Source organism: Corynebacterium sp. HMSC22B11 (genome assembly GCF_001815965.1).
Taxonomy (GTDB): domain Bacteria; phylum Actinomycetota; class Actinomycetes; order Mycobacteriales; family Mycobacteriaceae; genus Corynebacterium.
Genome location: NZ_KV823495.1, coordinates 1 through 16849, shown reverse-complemented (window position 1 = coordinate 16849; position 16849 = coordinate 1). Strand labels below are relative to the sequence as shown.

The following is a 16849-nucleotide window of genomic DNA, read 5'->3' as shown; positions in this document are numbered from 1 at the left end:
AAACCAGTCCAACTTTCGGGGGCTAGTTCAGAAGTGGGCAAGATGGGAACCATGAGCACCGCACCACTGATCCTTCCCTTCCAGGGCGTTCGCCCACGCATCCACGAATCCGCCTATATCGCCCCCGGCGCGACCATCATCGGCGACGTCGAGATCGGCGCCGATTCCTCCGTCTTCTACGGCTGCGTCCTGCGCGGGGACGTCGGCCCGATCCGCATCGGGGAACGCACAAATATCCAGGACAACTCCGTCCTGCACGCGAACCACGACTCCCCCTGTGTCCTCGGTTCGGACGTCACCGTCGGGCATAAGGCCCTCGTCCACGGCTGCGAGATCGGCGACGGCGTCCTGGTCGGCATGTCAGCGACGATCCTCTCCGGTGCCCGTGTTGGTTCCGGAAGCCTCATCGCGGCTGGTGGCGTCGTCCTAGAAAACCAGGAGATCCCGGCGGCGTCGCTGGCGGCGGGGGTACCGGCGAAGGTGCGTCGTGAGATGAGCGAGCAGGCACAGCAGGGGCTGGTCGAGCACGCGGGCCGCTACGTCGAGATCGCGAAGGGGCAGCCGGATCCGTCGGAGGCGATCGAGCTCGCCGAGGTGCGTTTCCGCTAGCTACTCCAGCTGCCGCTCACCACCCCGCGTCCGTCCACTCCCCTCGCGTCCGCTTGCTCCCACTCATTTTCCGGCCGCTGCCACCGACGTTGCAGGGCTTGGGCAGGACACTTCCTCACACCCCACCAGCGAGCCTTCTTCTGAGTTCGGCCCGGCACCCGATAGCATGAAGGGGCTATGGCCAGCACAGGTGGGAAAAGATTCCGTAACGATATCGAGGGCTTGCGCGGTTTCGCGATCGCCCTCGTGGTGATTTTCCACGTCTTCGTGGGCAAGGTGTCCTCGGGCGTGGATGTCTTCCTTCTGCTGGGAGGTGTGTTTTTCTTTGGCTCCCAGCTCGCGAATGCGCGCAACCCGAAGGGGCTGACATTCGTTCAGTCGCTCGTGCGCATCATCCGGCGGCTCTTCCCGCTGCTCGCGGTAGTCGTCGGCGCGACGTTGGCGGCTGGGCTGCTGCTCATGCCGCGGATCCAGCACCTGCAGCTATCTAAGGACGCGGTCGGCGCGCTGGCCTACATCACCAACTGGCAGCTGGCGTTTTCGGGCCGTGATTACAACACCGCCAGCTCCACGGTCTCGCCGTTCCAGCACCTGTGGAGCATGTCCGCGCAGCTGCAGATCTACGTCTCCTCCTTGATCGCGGTCACCCTGATCGCGCTCATTTTCCGACGTTTTTCCCGCAAGGCCTTGGCTGTCATTCTCACGGCAGTCACGGTGCTTTCCTTCGCCTTCGCGACGTACCAGCACGGCCAGGATCAGGCCGTGAACTACTACCACTCCTTCTCCCGCTTCTGGGAGATCGGACTGGGTGGCCTGCTGGGCATGCTGATCATGCCGCGTTCCGACCACGGCGAGAAGCCGCCGGCGCCGATCGTGCCGCCGCTGAACACGTGGGTGCGTCAGATCTTCGGCTGGCTGGGCCTCATCATGATCGCCTCCACCGGCCTGATCATGGATGGCGCCCAGACCTTCCCGGGCCCGGGCACGCTGTTCCCGCTGGTGGGTGCAGTGCTGGTGATCCTGGCTGGGCAGAACGGCAAGCCGGTGGGTGTTACCCGCATCCTGGAGAGCCGCTTCATGCAGTTCCTGGGCCGGATCTCCTACGCCCTGTACCTGTGGCACTGGCCGCTGCTGATCATCCTGGTGTCCTACACGGGCTACGACGCCCAGGCTCAGCCGCTGTTCGGCGTGGCCATCATCGCGGCCTCGGTGGTCATGGCGTGGCTGTCCAACCGCTTCATCGAGCGCCCGCTGCGTCAGACCGGCCGCCCGCGTCGCGCGCACGTGCTGTGGACCCCGAGCTACTGGTGGGAGTCCATCCGCGTGTGGCCGAAGACCGCCTATGCGATGGTGATCATCCTGATCGCCGGTGGTGTGGTCGCCGCGGCCCCGGTGGTGGCGAAGAACCAGGTCGAGGAGGGCGAGGAACTCTGGCGCCTGGCGTCGAACGTCGAGAACTACCCTGGCCCGCTGGCCTTCAGTAACGACGCCTTCGTCCCACCGCGCCAGCCGCTGGCCCCACCGTTCGAAGAGATGGGCCCGCTGCTGCCGCCGACGCAGCCGGATGGTTGCCAGATCGGCTTCGAGGAGGATCACCTGATCCTGAAGCGGAACTTCAACCGCTCCGAGGAGGAATGCGCCTACGGTGATCTGAACTCCGAGCGGACGGTGTACGTGATTGGCGGTTCCCATTCCGAGCACTTCATCCCTGCCCTCGACGAGGTGGGCCGCCGCCAGGGCGTGAAGTTCATGCCGATCCTGAAGATGGGCTGCCCGGTCAACGCGAATATCACGAAGTGGGATGGTTCGGACTTCCCGTCCTGCCGTTCCTGGTCGAAGAAGGTTGTGGACCACATCCTGGCCCACCCGCCGACCGAGGGCGTGTGGATGACCGGTACCCGCCCGTCGGATATCGCGGGTAATGGGCCGGAGCAGGTGCCGCCGGAGTACGTGGACCTGGTGAAGCTGTTCACCGAGAACGGCATCCACAGCTACCTGATGCGCGATAACGCCTGGCACATCCAGCCGCCGGAGATGGGTGACCCGGTGCCATTCAACCTGCGCGAGTGCGTGGGCGAGATGGTGGACGGCACCCGCACCGCCACCGAGCGTGGCCGGAACTTCCCGGGCGTGCGGGACCGTTGGCGCCCGACGCCGGAGGAGATCGAGGAGATCAACGCGGAGTGCGGCACCCCGCAGGACGCCTCCCTGCTGCCGGAGGACCCGCAGTTCAAGGCCTATGCGGGTCTGGACGTGACGCTGCTGGATGTCACCGATGGCTTCTGTAAGGACGGCTGGTGCCCGGCGATCATCGGCAACCTGGTGGCCTACCGCGATCAGCACCACTTCACGAACATCTTCGCCTCCCGCTTCGCGGATGCGATTGAGTACCAGATGTACAAGAAGCCTCGTGGCGCGGAGGGCTCGGAGGATAAGGCCCGTAAGGCGCCGGATGCGCGAGCTGAGGAGTCCGGTGAGGTCGCTCCCGGAGCCCCAGGGGCAGAGCAACCGGGTGCACCGGACGCTGGGCAGCCGGGCGCTGGTCAACCGGATGCCGGTCAGCCTGGCGCTGGATTGGACGCCCCGAGCCCGGATGAGATTGGGCAGCACCCGCCGGTGCAGGCCCCGGCGGTTCCCCAACCCGCTGCCCCGGCCGGCGACTTTTACTAGCTAAGTTCCGGGGCTCGGACCCCCTAACTGAACAAACCCCAGCGGCTTACCGCTGGGGTTCTTTCATGCGTGCTGCTTCTCTCTTGCAGCTAGTGGCGTTCTTGGAATTTTTAGGAGATCAGATCCAGGGGCATGTCGGAAATATCGCGCAACCGTCGCCCGTGCACCAGCATTTCGAGAATTTCCTTAGCGTCTTCCGAACCTGCTTCATGCACCGCTTTGCGCAGTTCAGGAAGCGCAGCGTGGTACACCATGTCAATGTCACCGGTGCCCAAGGCCAAGGAGGCGATCCTCGAAATCATCGGCTCCGCGGTAATCGCAATGATGTGCGGGGCGCGCCCCTTACGGTTGCGAATCAGGTTGAGCGCCTCACTCCGCGTGTTCTGTGCTCGGTCCGAACGCATAGTGAATTTGCAGCTGACAACCGCATGCAGAAACCGAGAAGAGGAAGGCTGCGTATTGGATGCGCGCATGGGAGAAAGCAAACCAGCCTGTTCATCCACGAACTCCAACTCGGCGTTCAACGCTTCATCGCTATAGGCATCTCGCGTGACGAGGATGTCCGGCGCGATGGAATAAGAGTTCCCCAGCACCGCGGCGAGGGTTGGCTTGTTTTCGATTTCGACCGCCAGATCCCCAAGGTGAAGATAAGGCTCATAGCGAGCGACGTGACTCGCACGATGGGAGGAGCCCACGACGTCGACAAACCAGTTTCCTGGCTGCACAGCCGCCATCGACCGAATCGTTGTACGCAGAAAGGTGCCGACCGCGTTCTCAAAATTCGATCCCGCCGTCTGCCCCGCTAGCTTCTGTCGCACAGGCACTCCCAGATTCTCCGCCAGGTGCAACGCAACAACCCGGCTAGCCCGGCTGCCCCTATCGGCATTCGAGGCGATTCCTTTATCGGAGATCGCCAAGGTTCCCGTATCGATGAGCTCTTGAATGAAATCTTTACGAGCCTGCGAAAGGACAGCTGGGTTCATACGTGGGCAATTCATATCTAGCTAGTCATTTCGAGCAATTGGGCCGCCCCATACGGAAACGCGGGCAACGAACCATCGGGGATCGGTTCCTTATTGAGCGCAGAGGCGATTCTCTCGCCGATGGCACGTGCAACCGGCGGTGGAAAAGCGTTCCCGACCTGCCTCCACGCCGCGGTTTTGCGGCCCATCCACTTCCAGTCCTCTGGAAAACCCTGGATCACCCCACCCATCTGGACAGTCAGCCTAGGCATCTCCTCGTTCGGGTCCTCGGTGAAATCCGCGCCAGGAGCCTCCTCCGCGATAGACGAGCCCTTTACCCCCAGCCTCTTCCATGCCGCACGCGCACGCGAAGGCCCCACGTCCGGGCCCCCATGCTTCTTACTTCCGCCAACCAGTGTTGGGGCGATGTCTTGCGCACCTGCTGCCCAAGCGGTCGCACCTGGCCAACCGCGAGAGGACATCAGATGGTGCAAAGCCTCTCCCACCGTAGTGCGATGCGAGACCGGCTCAGGCCAGGCAAAATATTCTGCATATTCATGCTGCAGCGCCACCATAATAAATCGTGGCCGGAGCTGCGGCACCCCATAATCGGCGGAAATGACCAGCTCCCAGAACACGGTATAGCCCATGTCATTCAGCTCTTCGATGAGCTCGGCGCGGTAGGCCTCGAAACGCGGCTGTGCCATGCCTCGGACATTCTCAAGCATCACCGCTCGGGGCCTTGCGATCCTGACCAGCTGCAGCGCCCGCGGGAAAAGGTCCCGCTCATCATCCTTTCCGAGCTGCTTACCCGCGATGGAAAATGGAGGGCAGGGCACGCCACCAGCGAACAAGTCCAAGTTCTCGGCATAAGGTTCGATATCGAAACTCAGCACATCTTCGGCGAGAACGTTCCAACTAGGCCTATTTGCCCTTAACGTCTCTACCGCATCTGGGTCGATCTCAACGGCGGCGAGATGATCAAACCCAGCTTGCTCCAGACCTAGCGCCTGCCCCCCTGCACCAGCACAGATCTCCACCGAAGTTAAAGCCTCCGCCTTGAAGGCGGGCACTGCATCATCATTTCCAGTCATGGTTTACTCCGCTGTCCAAGTCTTCTGGCTCCAGTGAGCCAAGTCAATCTGTTCGATTACCGCCGAACCTCGCGCCCGTCCACCCCCAGCTGCGTGCAAAGTACAACGAACGTAGTGGTGCGTCGCACAAACTAACCTGCGCACTCTCGGAAGTTTTCGCCTGTTAGTCTAGCAACGAGCCAGACAAGGACACCCCTTATTCGCTAATATGTTCGATTAATTCGCTCCGAACCGCTCAGCTCCTCCCCGCCATGCCACACATCGTTTTTCTCGACGCCAACGTGCTGACCAGCACCACCGTGCTGCGGTGGCTTTTCGACCTGCGCGCAGCACTGGTCGGTGAGGGGTACGAACTGCGGCTCGTGACGTCCTTAAAAACCCTGTCGGAGACCGGCGCCACGATGAACTGGCGCGTACCGCAATCCACCGGCGCGCAGCGGGATCAGCGGATGGCGGAGCTGCGCCGCGAGATGGACGGCGTCCTCCCCCAGTACCCCGAGGGTCTGGCCTTCAGCGGGAAGGACCCCGGCGACTACCACGTGCACGCCGCCGCAACCGCCTGCGAAGCCACCACGCTGCTGAGCTTCAACCGCCCCTCGGACTTCACGAAGAAGCCCGCCCGCGAGAGCTACCGAGTCACCAACCCCGACGATTTCCTCCACGAACTCGGCACCACCCAACCCGGTGCGTTGGCGCAGGCCGTGGCCACACGCGTGGACGCGAAGGGCGCGGTAACGGAGGACATCACCTCGCTGGTTCTGCAGCTCAAGAAAGCGCGATGCCCCCGGCTCGCGAAACTGCTGCCGGGGGCACTGGGAGGCTAAGCTGGCCGCGCTAGTGGCGCCTTAGTCCTGTGTGGCGAGATCAAACTTCCAGGCGCTGCCCTCAAGATCACCGCTGCTATCCAAGTCACTGACCAGGTAGGCCTGTCCCCCGCGGTAACCCACGTACTCCGCATCCTCGAGGTCGCCGCAGTAGCTGAGTTTCTTGGTCGCCCCCTCCTTGAGGCGCAAACGCTCCGGGTCGCGGTCCAGCTTGAGCGCGCTACCCGTCGGGAACACGACGCGCATATCCGGGACGTGGAATTGGAAGGCGAAACGATCAGTCTCCCGTCCGAGGCGGAACGTCGCGTCCGCGCAGACCTGCGCCTTGTCAACGTCGATCTTGTCGACGGTGATCTTTGAGCCCGAGTAGCCGTCGTCCCTGACCTTCTGCGCCTCCCCAGTCTTGGCAACGTGCTTGCCCAGCTTCTCCCACAGCGGGGAGGAAACCTCCACCGGTTCGACGTTGACCGGCAGGTACTCCGGGGAGTCGAAGTCCGTCAGGTCCTTGCTTGCGGTGGCCTCGCGGTCCTGAATGTCCAGGTTTGTCAGCTGGCTGGCCAGCGGCTTCAGCGCGCCGCACGTCGCCGGAGTGGACAGGGTGCCCACGAACAGGCCGCTCTTGCTGTAGTAGGTGCACTTTTCGGTCGGCTCGGTGGACAGGTAGCCGTCCTCGCTCTTTTCCTGCGCGGTCCAGCCGCGCAGACCGTCGCTGCTCAGGGAGACGCTGTCGTCCGGCACCGAGACGCCTGAGGACGAGCTGTCGATCTCCATGGTGACGAGGACCTCGCCACCATCGGCGGTCTCGTACCAGCCCTGGCAGGTCTCCTCGTCGCCGGAGACTTGGACGTCCTTGAGGCCAACGGAGTTCCAGAACTCTTCCCCCAGGTCGCAGTCGGCGAGCTTGTTCTTGGAGACGTGCTTCGCGATCTGCTCGTTATCCCAGCCCAACGGCCCTTTTTCGGTACCGCGAGTGGACTGGTAGATCCACAGTCCCGCGTAGACCAGTGCCGCGATGACGACGACGGCTAGTGCGGTGAACGCCCACGGCTTTAGGTTCTTGCGGGGCTTGTCTTGCTGCCCCTGCGGCGGTTGACCCCCAACGGGTCCCTGTGGACCCGGGCCCCCGTGAGGCCCCTGTGGACCCTGTGGCGGCGGGGCACCGTTGCCGGCGGGCTGCTGCGCAGGCCCGTTGGCTGGCTGGGACGGCACGCCCCAGTCGTATGGCTGGTTCTGGTTAGGCGAATTCACGTCAGGATTCCTTCTCAGGTGGCGTCCAGCTCCCTTTCATCGGAGCACAACAAGAAACACGGTATCGCACGCGAAATGGGCTCGTGCGGATAGTGCAAATGTGCGGGTAGAAGGCCAATCGGGGAAGTTCGGTAGAGCGGAGCATTCGCTCCCAGTGATCTGATAAATTCCTGTTAGAAAAACCCGTCGATGCTGGCCGGAAGGAAGCACATGGCCCACTACGACCTTTATCAAGCTCTCAATCTCGACCGCTCCAAAGCACCGGACGAGATCAGCGCCGAGCTCTCCGAACGCCTGGAGAACAACGAGCTGGACAATATCGGTGGCCGCGAGGAAGTAGAGATCGCCCGCTCCATCCTGGGTGATCCACAGAAGCGCACCGCCTACGATTCCCGCCTGGATGATCCGAACGCGCCTGAGGTGGACGTCAACGCCCTCCGCCAGCTCGCCGCCGCGGACTTCTCCGCGGGCGCTGCGCCGACGGGCGATCACGCAGCCGGCGCCGGTGTTGCAGCTGGTGCTGCCGGTGCCGCAGGCGCAGCGGGCATGGCTGGCGCAGCAGGTGCCCAGCACTCGCAGGAGAAGCAGGGCCCGTCGCTGGGCGAGCGCTTCAAGGAGGCCGGCACGAAGACCCAACAGCAGGTCGCGCCCGCCGTGGAGAAGACCAAGAAGGAGTTCGGCCGCTCCTCCAAGATGGCGATCCTCATCACCGCGATCGCCACGGCCGTCGTGATGCTGCTGATCTTCGCCGCCGTGAGCCTCTTCGGCGGCATGGGTGGCGATAACGTCACCGGAAAGGGTGCGCCGAATAAGAAGGTCGAACAACTGTTGAAGCTGCGCGACCGGGACAAGACGGATAAGTGGATCCGGGAGAATATCCACATCAAGGCCCAGGATGCCCTGATCGACGAGCTGGATCTCAACGATGATTACCGTGGTATCGACCGCTACCTGGGTGCTGAGGACCCGAAGGCCCTGTACACCGTCGATGACCAGGACTTCATGCGCCTGTCCATGAACTTCGACGAAGACAAGGTCAAGGACGCGTACAAGAATAGCCAGCTCAAGAAGAGCTACACCGTCCAGATCGGTGATAAGAGTGGCCGTGACACCGGCCAGCGCCTGGACGTCGTTGAGCTAGAGGACGGCAAGCTCGTCGTGAAGTTCTACGACGTGGGCTCGAAGAGCTGGGCCGATTTCGTCGAGGACTTCGACGTCGATGACATCAGCTCCGGTAGCAAGTCCTCTTCATCATCCAGCGGCTCCTTTGGTGACTTCTGGAGCGAGCTGACGAGGCAAGCGTTCGGCGATTAATTCGCCGCCGCGACGATCGCCGGGGCACCCTCTGCCGCGGTGGCCCGCAGCGACCAGTCCGCCAGCCGGGTGAGGTCGGTGCGCTCCGGGGAGATCTCCAGGATGCGCGCACCGGCGGCCTTCGCGACCTGCGGCAGGCCCGCTGCCGGGTAGACCACGCCCGAGGTGCCAATGATGACCACCAGGTCGGCCTCCCGCATCGCGGCCTCGGAGGCGTCCCACTCGCGGTGCGGCAGCGGCTCACCGAACCACACCACGCCCGGGCGGACGGGGTTGCCGCACAGGGAACAGTTCGGTGGGGTGACTCGCTCCAGCTGCTGATCGGGGAACTCCGGGGTACGGGCGGGCTTGTGGCAGATGGCGCAGCGGTAGCTAAAGAGGCTGCCGTGCAGGTGCGAGATCCGCTTGCTGCCCGCCCGTTCATGCAGGTCATCGATGTTTTGGGTCACCACATGCAGGTTGATGCCCCGCTCGGAGGCCCAGGAGGAGTTCTCCCACTCGGCGATGGCCACGTGGCCCGCGTTGGGCTGTGCCTGCTGGCAGACATGCCCGCGCCAGAGGTACCAGGCGTACATGGGGTCAGGATCCTTGGCCCAGGAGTCCAGGGAGGCCATGTCCTGCGGGTTGATGCGCTCCCAGATACCTGTCTGCGCGTCGCGGAAGGTGTCCAGCCCGGAGTCCTTACTCATTCCCGCGCCGGTGAAGACGACGACGTTACGCGCGTCCGTCAGGACGTCGATCAGTTCTTGCGGTAGGCCGTCGTTCAGCGTGAAAACACCAGAGTTCGTGCTCATGGCCCAAGGCTAGCCCGTGGCTGGTCGTGCCGGGTTCGGGTTACCCAAGAAGCTGCTCGCCCCTCCTGCCCGGAACCAGCCCGGCGCCCAGCTCAGCAGCAGGAAAGCAAGCTGCACTCTGCGAGTTCCACTACTCCGGCCGGGCTGGTGCACCTCGACCCTGGGGTTCTGCGAGCCGTGTATCGAATTGGCTACTAGCGAGTTTCCGGTCAGCGTAGGTGATGAGATCGAGCACGTCGTCCGCATAGTAGCCACGTTGTCCTTGTGGACCCACAGACTTTGACCGCAAGATTCCGGCCTCCTCCAAAAAATCCAGTGCTTGACGGGCACTCGCAGGAGCCTTCCCATAGATGCGGTTGACCGTAGCCACCGTGACCACTGGGTGTTCCGGCAAAGCCTCCAAGAGGCGTATCACCAGGGAGTCCCGGCGCAGTTCTCGCACCTTCCCGCTAGCCTTCCTCGCAGCATCGACTTGCTCCGCCCACTGCTGTTCCATAGCGCTCAATTCATTCGAAAGCTCTTCTGCCTGGCCCACTGCCACATCAGCCGCTTCAACGAATAGGTCGAGCCACCCGGAAAGGTCCCCCTCCCGGAACTTGGTCAATCCCTCGACGTAGCGCTGCGACCATGTTCCCAGAACGAGGCTGATGGGCAGGAGGGTTTTCGGCGCGAGGCCACGGCGTTGAAGGACCCCATGAATAAGTGCTCGACCGACCCGGCCGTTCCCATCTGCGAACGGGTGAATCGTCTCGAATTGTGCGTGGACAATCCCCGCCTGGAGAAGCGCACCGTGGGTTGCACTATTCAGGTATTCAACGAGGTCTTCCATAAGTTCCGGAACGTATTCTGGCGGGGGCGGAACGAACTCTGCTCCAATTGGGGTGAAGTCCCCGCCACCGATCCAGTTTTGTTGCTCACGTACGCCTACAGGGATCCTCCGCTCGCCGCCGATGAGCTGCTCCTGCAGACGCTCCAGCATGTCGACCGTGATTGGACCCAGCGCTTCGAATTGTTCCTCCACGCTACGGAGCACGGTGAGGTTGCGAGCCACCGCTGCAGCATTCGGTTTGAATCCCCGGACATCCTCACTCTGCGCGAGTTCTGCAAGAGCAATCTTGTCTACCCTCGGCGCAATCCCCTCGATCTTGGAAGAAGCAACTGCCTCCGAACGCATCAGCCATCGGGCGATGCTCTCCAACTGCGTGGCGCCTTGTAGCCGCCCAAGCTGCACAATCTTCCGCTCCACAACGGCCGCTTTGTACGACACGTCGTCGTCGACAAGTAGCGGTGCACCACGCCGGCCCTGCATCAAAAAATCTGGGACAAACGCGCGGAAGTGTCCACCAGCCTTATCGCGTTTCGGCACCCCTGGTGCATCGATTGGGTGCCAATGCTGATCAACGTAGTGCCCCATACACGCCTCTTCCTGGGTAGCCGGGCTACGGCTCACGCCCTGGGCGGCAAGCCAAGACTTATCCTTTAGTGATTAAGGGCTACACCTTCGGCTCAAGGTTTATGCCTTAAGCGTTAAAGGGTAACTCTTCGGCTCAAGAGTACCCTTTTAACTTTTATCCCAGCACCCTGGTTTAGACCTGATCGATCGGCTTGATCATGATCGTCTCCACATCCATGTGCGCGGGCCGGCCCGCGATCCAGCGCACGGTTTCGCCGATATCCTCCGCCACCAGGTTCTGCACGCCCTCGTAGACCTCGTCCGCGCGGGCTTGATCCCCCTTGAAGCGGTTCAGCGAGAAGTCGGTAGCAACGCGGCCCGGGTCCAGCTGGCAGACGCGGATGCCGTCCTCGGCGAACTCCATGCGCATCACATCCGTCAGGGCGGTCTCCCCGAACTTCGCTGCGTTATAGCCCGCCCCGTTCCGGTACGCACCACGCCCCGCCATGGAGACCACGTTGATCACCTGTGGTGCCTGCCCGGCCTTGAGCTGTTCGTACAGGGCCCGGGTGACCTGCAGGGTTCCCATCACATTGGCCTCGAACATCCAGCGCCAGTCCGCCGGGTCGGTCTCCACGATGGGTTCCAGGCCGCGCGCCCCGCCCGCGTTGTTGACCAGCAAATCAACGCTGCCGAATTCCGCGGCGAGCTGTTCGGCCACCGCGTCGATGGAGGCCTGGTCGGTGACGTCGAGGACGATGACGGTGGCCTGGCCGCCGGCGTCCTGAATTCGGGCCTGTACCTCCCGGAGGCGTTCCTCACGGCGGGCGGTGAGGACGACGTGCCAGCCGTCGGCGGCGAGTGCTTCTGCAGCGGCGGCCCCGATGCCTGCGGAGGCCCCGGTGACGACGGCGGTGCGGGTGTTATCCGTGGTGTTAGTCATGCCCCTCAGGCTAGTCGGCGCCGCAGACACGCGCGCCGGTTCGCCGACGGGGACCTAGTCCCGGTCGCTGCTCACCCGGTCGGTGCTCACAGAGCCCGGCCGTCCCGCGACCACCGTGGCCGGCCCCTGCACAGCGCCAATAGCCACGGCCACAACGAGCATGACCACTGCAGCGCCAACGTAGAGCGCCAGCGGCGACCACCCCGAGTCCACCAGGTAACCGACCACAAGCGGGCCCATGATCGCACCGATGCGACCCACGCCCAGCGCGATGCCGACACCGGTGCTGCGCAGGTGGAAGGGGTAGGACTGCGGGGTGATCGTGTACATGCCGGTCACGCAGCCGTTGAGCAGCATGCCCACAGCCACGCCCAACGCCAGCATGAGCACCGGGAAGCCTGTGCTGAGGATGAAGGCAACCAGGACCCAGCCGGCCATGAGGGAGAAGATCACCAGTGTGGTTCGGGTGCTCAGTCGGGTGGTCAGCACGCCGAAGAGCACGGAGCCCACCGTTCCGCCGAGCGCAAGCATGATCCCGCCCAGCGTGCTGAGCTGCTCGCTCAGCCCCACCTCGGTGAGCAGCTTCGGGGTCCACTGATTCGCGAAGTTGAAACCGAAGTTCACCAGCGCGAAGCCCAGCCACAGCAGCAGGGTGTTGCGCAGCAGCTCCGGGCCCAACAGGTCGCGGGCGCGGCCCCGCTCTGCAGCCGAGGGGACCGCGACGGTCACCCGCTGCTGATCCTCCGCGCCAGCCGGCACCTTGCCCATGCGCCGGGCCAGACGCTGGAGGGCGGCGTCGTCCCCGCGGGCAGCGAGGGTCTCCGGAGTCTCCGGAATGAAGAAGAGCACGGCGAGCAGCGCGACCGTCGTCAGCACCGCGCCAGCGAAAAACACGACACGCCAACCATGATCCGGGATGAGGGTGGAGGCAATCGTGCCACACAGGGAGGCACCCAGGCCGTAGCCCGCGGCGTAGATCGCCATCGCCAGGCCGCGGAAGCGCAGGTTGGAGAACTCGGAGGTCAGCACGGTCACGCAGGCGAGCACGCCGCCCACCCCGATGCCGGTGATCACGCGGTACACGAACAGCTCCGTCACGCCGCTGCTGAACCCGGTGGCAATCAGCCCGGCCAGGGTGATCAGCAGGGAAATCACGATCAGGCGCTTGCGGCCGAAACGGTCGGCCAGCGGGGCCAGCGCCACCGCACCCACCCCCACGCCGATCAGCGCGGAGGCCAGCAACCAGCCGAGGGTGGCGCCACTGAGGTCGAACTCTTTAGTGACCGCATTGGCGGAAAAAGCCATCGCGACCAGGTCATAGCCGTCCAGGGCGTTGACGAAGGCGGCGACCGCGATGATGAGCCACTGATAACCGGACATCCGGGTGTTATCGATGAGTTGGCGCAGATCCATCAATAATCCTTAAATTCTGCGTAGCCCCGCCGGTCAGGGGGCGTGAAACTACGTATCCATTGAACTGGGAATAAACCTAGCCATTGGGGCGGACAGAAAGAATTTCAGCCCTTAAGATTCGAATAATCTGTTCGATCTCTGCCTCCTTCAGGGGTGAAGGCAAGGTGAAGCGGAGGGCGGATTGCGCCACCTCCGGGCTATAGCCCATCGCTAGCAACACCGGGGAGGGCTCGGACTGGCCCGCACGGCAGGCCGATCCGGAGCTCACCGCGAAGCCCGCGGTATCCAGCGCCACCAGCAGGGACTCACCGCTGACCCCCTCGACGACGAAGGAGGCGTGGTTGGGCAACCGCTCGGTGGGGTGCCCGGTCAGCGCCGCCCCCGGCACGTCCGCGAGCACGGCCTCGATCAGCGCGTCACGGGAGGCCATGAGTTCCACGGCGCGGGTGCCGATCACCGCACGGGTGGCGGCGACGGCAGCAGCGAAACCCGCAGCACCGGCGATATTGCTGGTGCCCGCGCGCCGCCCATTTTCCTGCTCCCCGCCGTGGATGACGGGCTCTAAGGCGATATCCCTGGGCAGGAGTAGGGCGCCCATGCCCTGCGGTCCGCCGAATTTATGGGAGGCCACCGCCGCGCTGGTTACTCCACCACCGGGCCAGCCCCCGTCCGCGAAGCGCACCGGCAGGCCGGCGGCGGCCTGGACGGCATCGATGTGCAGGGAAATCCCCAGCTCGCGGGCGGTGGAGCTGAGGTTTTCGATGCTGCTCACGCTGCCGACCTCCGCATTGGCCAGGCCCACGGCGACCAGCGTGGTATCCGCGGTGAGGAACTCCCGGGCGGCGGTATCGAGCACGCGTCCCGATGCGTCGACGGGCAGGTAGTCCACGGTGAAGCCGTGGATGCGTCGCAGGTAGTCCACGCTGGCCAGCACAGAGGAGTGCTCGGCCTTCGTGGTCACGACCCGGCGCCCGCGCGGATTGGCGAGCGCGCGTCCGATGATGCCGAGGTTATTCGCCTCCGTCCCGCCGGCGGTGAAGATCACGCCGTCTGTGGGGACGCCGAACGCCCGCGCCACCGTGGTGCGGGCGTGGTCGAGCTCCCGGTCCGCGCGGTGCCCGGCGCTGTGCACGCTGGCGGCGTTACCCGGACCGGCGTCCCACACCCGGTTCATCGCCTCCCGGGCGGCCGGGTGGAGCGGTGCGGTGGCGGCGGCGTCGAGGTAGCGGGACATTAGGCCGGATCCAGAGCGTCGAGACCCAGGTCAAGGGAGCCCGCGGAGTGGGTGAGCTTGCCGACGGAGATGACGTCCACACCGGTAGCCGCGAGCTCCGCGACCGTCTCCAGGCTGACGTTGCCGCTGGCCTCGGTGGCAGCGCGGCCGTCGATCAGGGCCACGGCCTCCGCGAGCTCGGCGGGGCCGAAGTTATCCAGCATGATGCTGTCCACCCCGGCGGCCAAGACTGGCTCGATCTGGTCCATGCGGTCGACCTCCACCTCGATGTGGGTGGTGTGGCCGACCCGGCTGCGGACGACGCGCAGGGCCTCGGTGATCGAGCCCTCCCCGAGGCTCGCGGTGACTGCCGCGAGGTGATTGTCCTTGACCATCACGGCGTCGGAGAGCCCGTAGCGGTGGTTGTGGCCACCGCCGACGCGCACGGAGTGCTTCTCGAAGGCCCGCAGGCCAGGGGTGGTTTTCCGGGTGTCGACAATGCGGGCATTCGTGCCTGCGATGGCGTCGACGTAGCGGGCGGTCAGGGTAGCGATCGCGCACATGCGCTGCGCGAAGTTCAGGGCGATGCGCTCGGCGGTGAGCACGCCGCGGGCCGGGCCCTCGATGACCGCGAGCTTTTGCCCCGCAGTGAAGCGGGTGCCCTCGGCGGCCAGCTCGGTCACGGTGATCGCCGGGTCGGTGAGCTCGAAGGCGGCGCGGACGACCTGCCCGCCGGCGAAGACCCCGTCCTCGCGGGCGGTCAGCGCGGTGCGGAGGCGGGCGTCGGCGGGGATGGTCGCCTCGGAGGTGATGTCTCCCCACGGGGTGTCCTCGGCGAGGGCGGCGCGGACGGCGGTGGTGATGGTGTCTTGGGTGAGCATGGGGCCTTTCGGGTTCTTCTACAGGTCTTGTTGTCGTGGGGCTTGTTGCCGTGGGGCTTGTCGCCGCGTTGTGTTAGCTGGTCAGGGTGCTTTCCTGGGCGTCACGTTCCGGCGGGGACGGCCCGCAGGAAACGGGAGTTAGCCTGGTCCGGATCCGTACGGGGATAGTCGCGGCGGCAGTGGGCTCCCCGGGATTCGGTCCGGGCCTCCGCCGCGGTGGCCACGAGTTGCGCGACGGTGGCGATGGCGCCGGGGTCTCCGCGAGCCGCTGCCGGGCCTGCCGGATTCCCTCGCCGGTTCTTTCGACGTCCAGCCCCTCGCCCACGGCGTTCCGCGCGGCGTCGTCCAGCATCGCGGCGTTTTGCAGAGCGGCGTTCGATTCCGTGACGTCTGCGGCAGGCGTCCCGCCCAGCCCGGTGCCTTCCGGCAGCGTCAGTTCGACGTCCAGCACGCGGCCCTCGGCGGTCGCGGTGGCCAGGCCCGTGGGTTGCTGTCCCCGGTCGCCGGGGGTCTGCGCGGCGGCGTCCTTGCCAGCTGCGGCGGCGAAGACCAGCGCCTCCAAAAGGGAGTTCGATGCCAGACGGTTCGCCCCGTGCACGCCGGTTCGGGCGGCCTCGCCAGCGGCGTAGAGGCCGGGCACGCTGGTGCGTCCGCGCAGGTCAGTGGCGATTCCGCCCATGCAGTAGTGCGCGGCTGGGGCGACCGGAACGAGCTCGTGGCGCCAGTCGATGCCTTGGGAGGCGAGCATCGCGGTGATGCCCGGGAACTCCTCGGTCAGCTGCGGAATGTGGCGGGCATCCAACCACACGTTCTCGGTGTGTTCGTGCAGGGCGCGGCACACGCCGGTGGCGACGACGTCGCGGGGCGCGAGTTCTGCGCGCGGGTCGACGTCGGCAAGGAAGCGCTGGCCCGCATCGTTGAGCAGCACTCCCCCGGCCCCGCGCACCGCCTCGGAGATGAGGAAGTTGGTGCCCGCCAGGACAGTCGGGTGGAACTGGACGAACTCCATATCCGCCAACACGGCCCCGGCGCAGGCCGCTGCGAGCATCCCGGCACCCGTGCACACCCCACCGCTGGTGGAGCGCGGGAAAATGCCGCTATATCCGCCGGTCGCGACGATGGTCGCATCCGCACGGAGGTCTACCGTTTCCCCCGCGCGCCGCACCCTAGCGCCGGTAACCACGCCATCCGTGAGAAGCAGTTCGGCCAGTTCGCAGCCGGGGTGCTGGGTGATCCCACCACCCTGCGCGGCACCACTGTGCTCGCCCGCCTTCTGCTCAACCTTCTCTGCGACCTTTTCCGCGAGGAAGGTGTGCAGGGCCGCCCCGGTGCGGTCACCCCACGCGTGGATGATCCGCTCCGCGCTGTGCGCCGCCTCCAGCGCGAGCGCGGGCGTGCCATCCGGGAGCAGGTCGGCGGGGAAACCGGCCGCGAGCAGGCGGCGCACCGCCACCGCGCCCTCCGCGGCCAAGAACTCGACCGCCCGGGCCT

General features: G+C 65.0%; 14 protein-coding genes and 1 pseudogene. 4 read left to right on the top strand and 11 right to left on the bottom strand.

Annotated elements, in window-relative coordinates; all coding sequences use genetic code 11:
* Positions 1-51 precede the first annotated feature (51 nt).
* Positions 52-609 carry a gamma carbonic anhydrase family protein gene (locus HMPREF3088_RS05185; RefSeq protein WP_012359352.1) on the top strand — a complete coding sequence of 186 codons (558 nt, stop codon included), beginning with the start codon at positions 52-54 and terminating at the stop codon, positions 607-609.
* Between the two features lie 177 nt (positions 610-786).
* Positions 787-3279 (top strand): acyltransferase family protein, encoded by a 2493-nt coding sequence (locus tag HMPREF3088_RS05180; RefSeq protein ID WP_070758736.1) that lies wholly within the window; start codon positions 787-789, stop codon positions 3277-3279.
* Positions 3280-3389: 110 nt separating this feature from the next.
* Here HMPREF3088_RS05180 and HMPREF3088_RS05175 read toward each other — a convergent pair whose 3' ends face one another.
* A complete protein-coding gene (locus HMPREF3088_RS05175) occupies positions 3390-4262 on the bottom strand; it encodes an NgoMIV family type II restriction endonuclease (protein WP_070758735.1) in 873 nt (290 codons plus the stop codon).
* A gap of 17 nt (positions 4263-4279) precedes the next feature.
* A complete protein-coding gene (locus HMPREF3088_RS05170) occupies positions 4280-5335 on the bottom strand; it encodes a DNA cytosine methyltransferase (protein WP_070758734.1) in 1056 nt (351 codons plus the stop codon).
* Between the two features lie 251 nt (positions 5336-5586).
* Here HMPREF3088_RS05170 and HMPREF3088_RS05165 point away from each other — a divergent pair, with 251 nt between their 5' ends.
* Positions 5587-6159, top strand: a complete 573-nt coding sequence (locus tag HMPREF3088_RS05165; RefSeq protein WP_246818064.1) for a hypothetical protein — start codon at positions 5587-5589, stop codon at positions 6157-6159.
* Between the two features lie 21 nt (positions 6160-6180).
* Here the strand turns inward: HMPREF3088_RS05165 and HMPREF3088_RS05160 are convergent, their stop codons facing one another.
* Positions 6181-7407, bottom strand: a complete 1227-nt coding sequence (locus HMPREF3088_RS05160; protein ID WP_070758732.1) for a hypothetical protein — start codon at positions 7405-7407, stop codon at positions 6181-6183.
* Positions 7408-7617: 210 nt separating this feature from the next.
* Between HMPREF3088_RS05160 and HMPREF3088_RS10470 the strand changes: the two genes are divergently transcribed.
* Positions 7618-8721, top strand: coding sequence for a hypothetical protein (locus HMPREF3088_RS10470; RefSeq protein WP_168167040.1), 1104 nt, complete (start codon positions 7618-7620; stop codon positions 8719-8721).
* On the opposite strand, the gene HMPREF3088_RS05150 is transcribed toward HMPREF3088_RS10470, so the two are convergent.
* The 8 genes and pseudogenes from HMPREF3088_RS05150 to HMPREF3088_RS10705 form a co-directional block, all read right to left on the bottom strand.
* Positions 8718-9488, bottom strand: coding sequence for an NAD-dependent deacylase (locus HMPREF3088_RS05150; RefSeq protein ID WP_210401491.1), 771 nt, complete (start codon positions 9486-9488; stop codon positions 8718-8720). The genes HMPREF3088_RS10470 and HMPREF3088_RS05150 overlap by 4 nt on opposite strands.
* 157 nt (positions 9489-9645) lie before the next feature.
* Complete coding sequence (locus HMPREF3088_RS05145) at positions 9646-10929, bottom strand: Fic family protein (RefSeq protein WP_070758730.1); 1284 nt, start codon at positions 10927-10929, stop codon at positions 9646-9648.
* 172 nt (positions 10930-11101) lie between these two features.
* Positions 11102-11851: an SDR family oxidoreductase gene (locus HMPREF3088_RS05140; protein WP_070758729.1), complete on the bottom strand. Its 750-nt coding sequence runs from the start codon at positions 11849-11851 to the stop codon at positions 11102-11104.
* 54 nt (positions 11852-11905) lie between these two features.
* A complete protein-coding gene (locus HMPREF3088_RS05135; protein ID WP_070758728.1) occupies positions 11906-13264 on the bottom strand; it encodes an MFS transporter in 1359 nt (452 codons plus the stop codon).
* 76 nt (positions 13265-13340) lie between these two features.
* Entirely contained in the window at positions 13341-14498 is a 1158-nt protein-coding gene (locus tag HMPREF3088_RS05130) for a cysteine desulfurase family protein (RefSeq protein ID WP_070758727.1), read from the bottom strand.
* Complete coding sequence (gene nadC, locus HMPREF3088_RS05125; protein WP_070758726.1) at positions 14498-15358, bottom strand: carboxylating nicotinate-nucleotide diphosphorylase; 861 nt, start codon at positions 15356-15358, stop codon at positions 14498-14500. Before nadC ends, HMPREF3088_RS05130 begins: the two co-directional genes overlap by 1 nt.
* A 101-nt stretch (positions 15359-15459) precedes the next feature.
* Positions 15460-15582, bottom strand: a complete 123-nt coding sequence (locus tag HMPREF3088_RS10710; protein WP_246818065.1) for a hypothetical protein — start codon at positions 15580-15582, stop codon at positions 15460-15462.
* A 398-nt stretch (positions 15583-15980) separates the two neighbouring features.
* Positions 15981-16805: pseudogene (locus HMPREF3088_RS10705) on the bottom strand (FAD-binding protein); the annotation flags it as partial.
* Positions 16806-16849 lie beyond the last annotated feature (44 nt).

Bases quoted from the DNA above. Each gene is read 5' to 3' on its own strand.
- HMPREF3088_RS05130 (WP_070758727.1), bottom strand. From the start codon at position 14,498: ATGTCCCGCTACCTCGACGCCGCCGCCACCGCACCGCTCCACCCGGCC.
- HMPREF3088_RS05145 (WP_070758730.1), bottom strand. From the start codon at position 10,929: ATGGGGCACTACGTTGATCAGCATTGGCACCCAATCGATGCACCAGGG.
- HMPREF3088_RS05175 (WP_070758735.1), bottom strand. From the start codon at position 4,262: ATGAACCCAGCTGTCCTTTCGCAGGCTCGTAAAGATTTCATTCAAGAG.
- HMPREF3088_RS05135 (WP_070758728.1), bottom strand. From the start codon at position 13,264: ATGGATCTGCGCCAACTCATCGATAACACCCGGATGTCCGGTTATCAG.
- HMPREF3088_RS05170 (WP_070758734.1), bottom strand. From the start codon at position 5,335: ATGACTGGAAATGATGATGCAGTGCCCGCCTTCAAGGCGGAGGCTTTA.
- nadC (WP_070758726.1), bottom strand. From the start codon at position 15,358: ATGCTCACCCAAGACACCATCACCACCGCCGTCCGCGCCGCCCTCGCC.
- HMPREF3088_RS10470 (WP_168167040.1), top strand. From the start codon at position 7,618: ATGGCCCACTACGACCTTTATCAAGCTCTCAATCTCGACCGCTCCAAA.
- HMPREF3088_RS05180 (WP_070758736.1), top strand. From the start codon at position 787: ATGGCCAGCACAGGTGGGAAAAGATTCCGTAACGATATCGAGGGCTTG.
- HMPREF3088_RS05165 (WP_246818064.1), top strand. From the start codon at position 5,587: ATGCCACACATCGTTTTTCTCGACGCCAACGTGCTGACCAGCACCACC.
- HMPREF3088_RS05185 (WP_012359352.1), top strand. From the start codon at position 52: ATGAGCACCGCACCACTGATCCTTCCCTTCCAGGGCGTTCGCCCACGC.
- HMPREF3088_RS05140 (WP_070758729.1), bottom strand. From the start codon at position 11,851: ATGACTAACACCACGGATAACACCCGCACCGCCGTCGTCACCGGGGCC.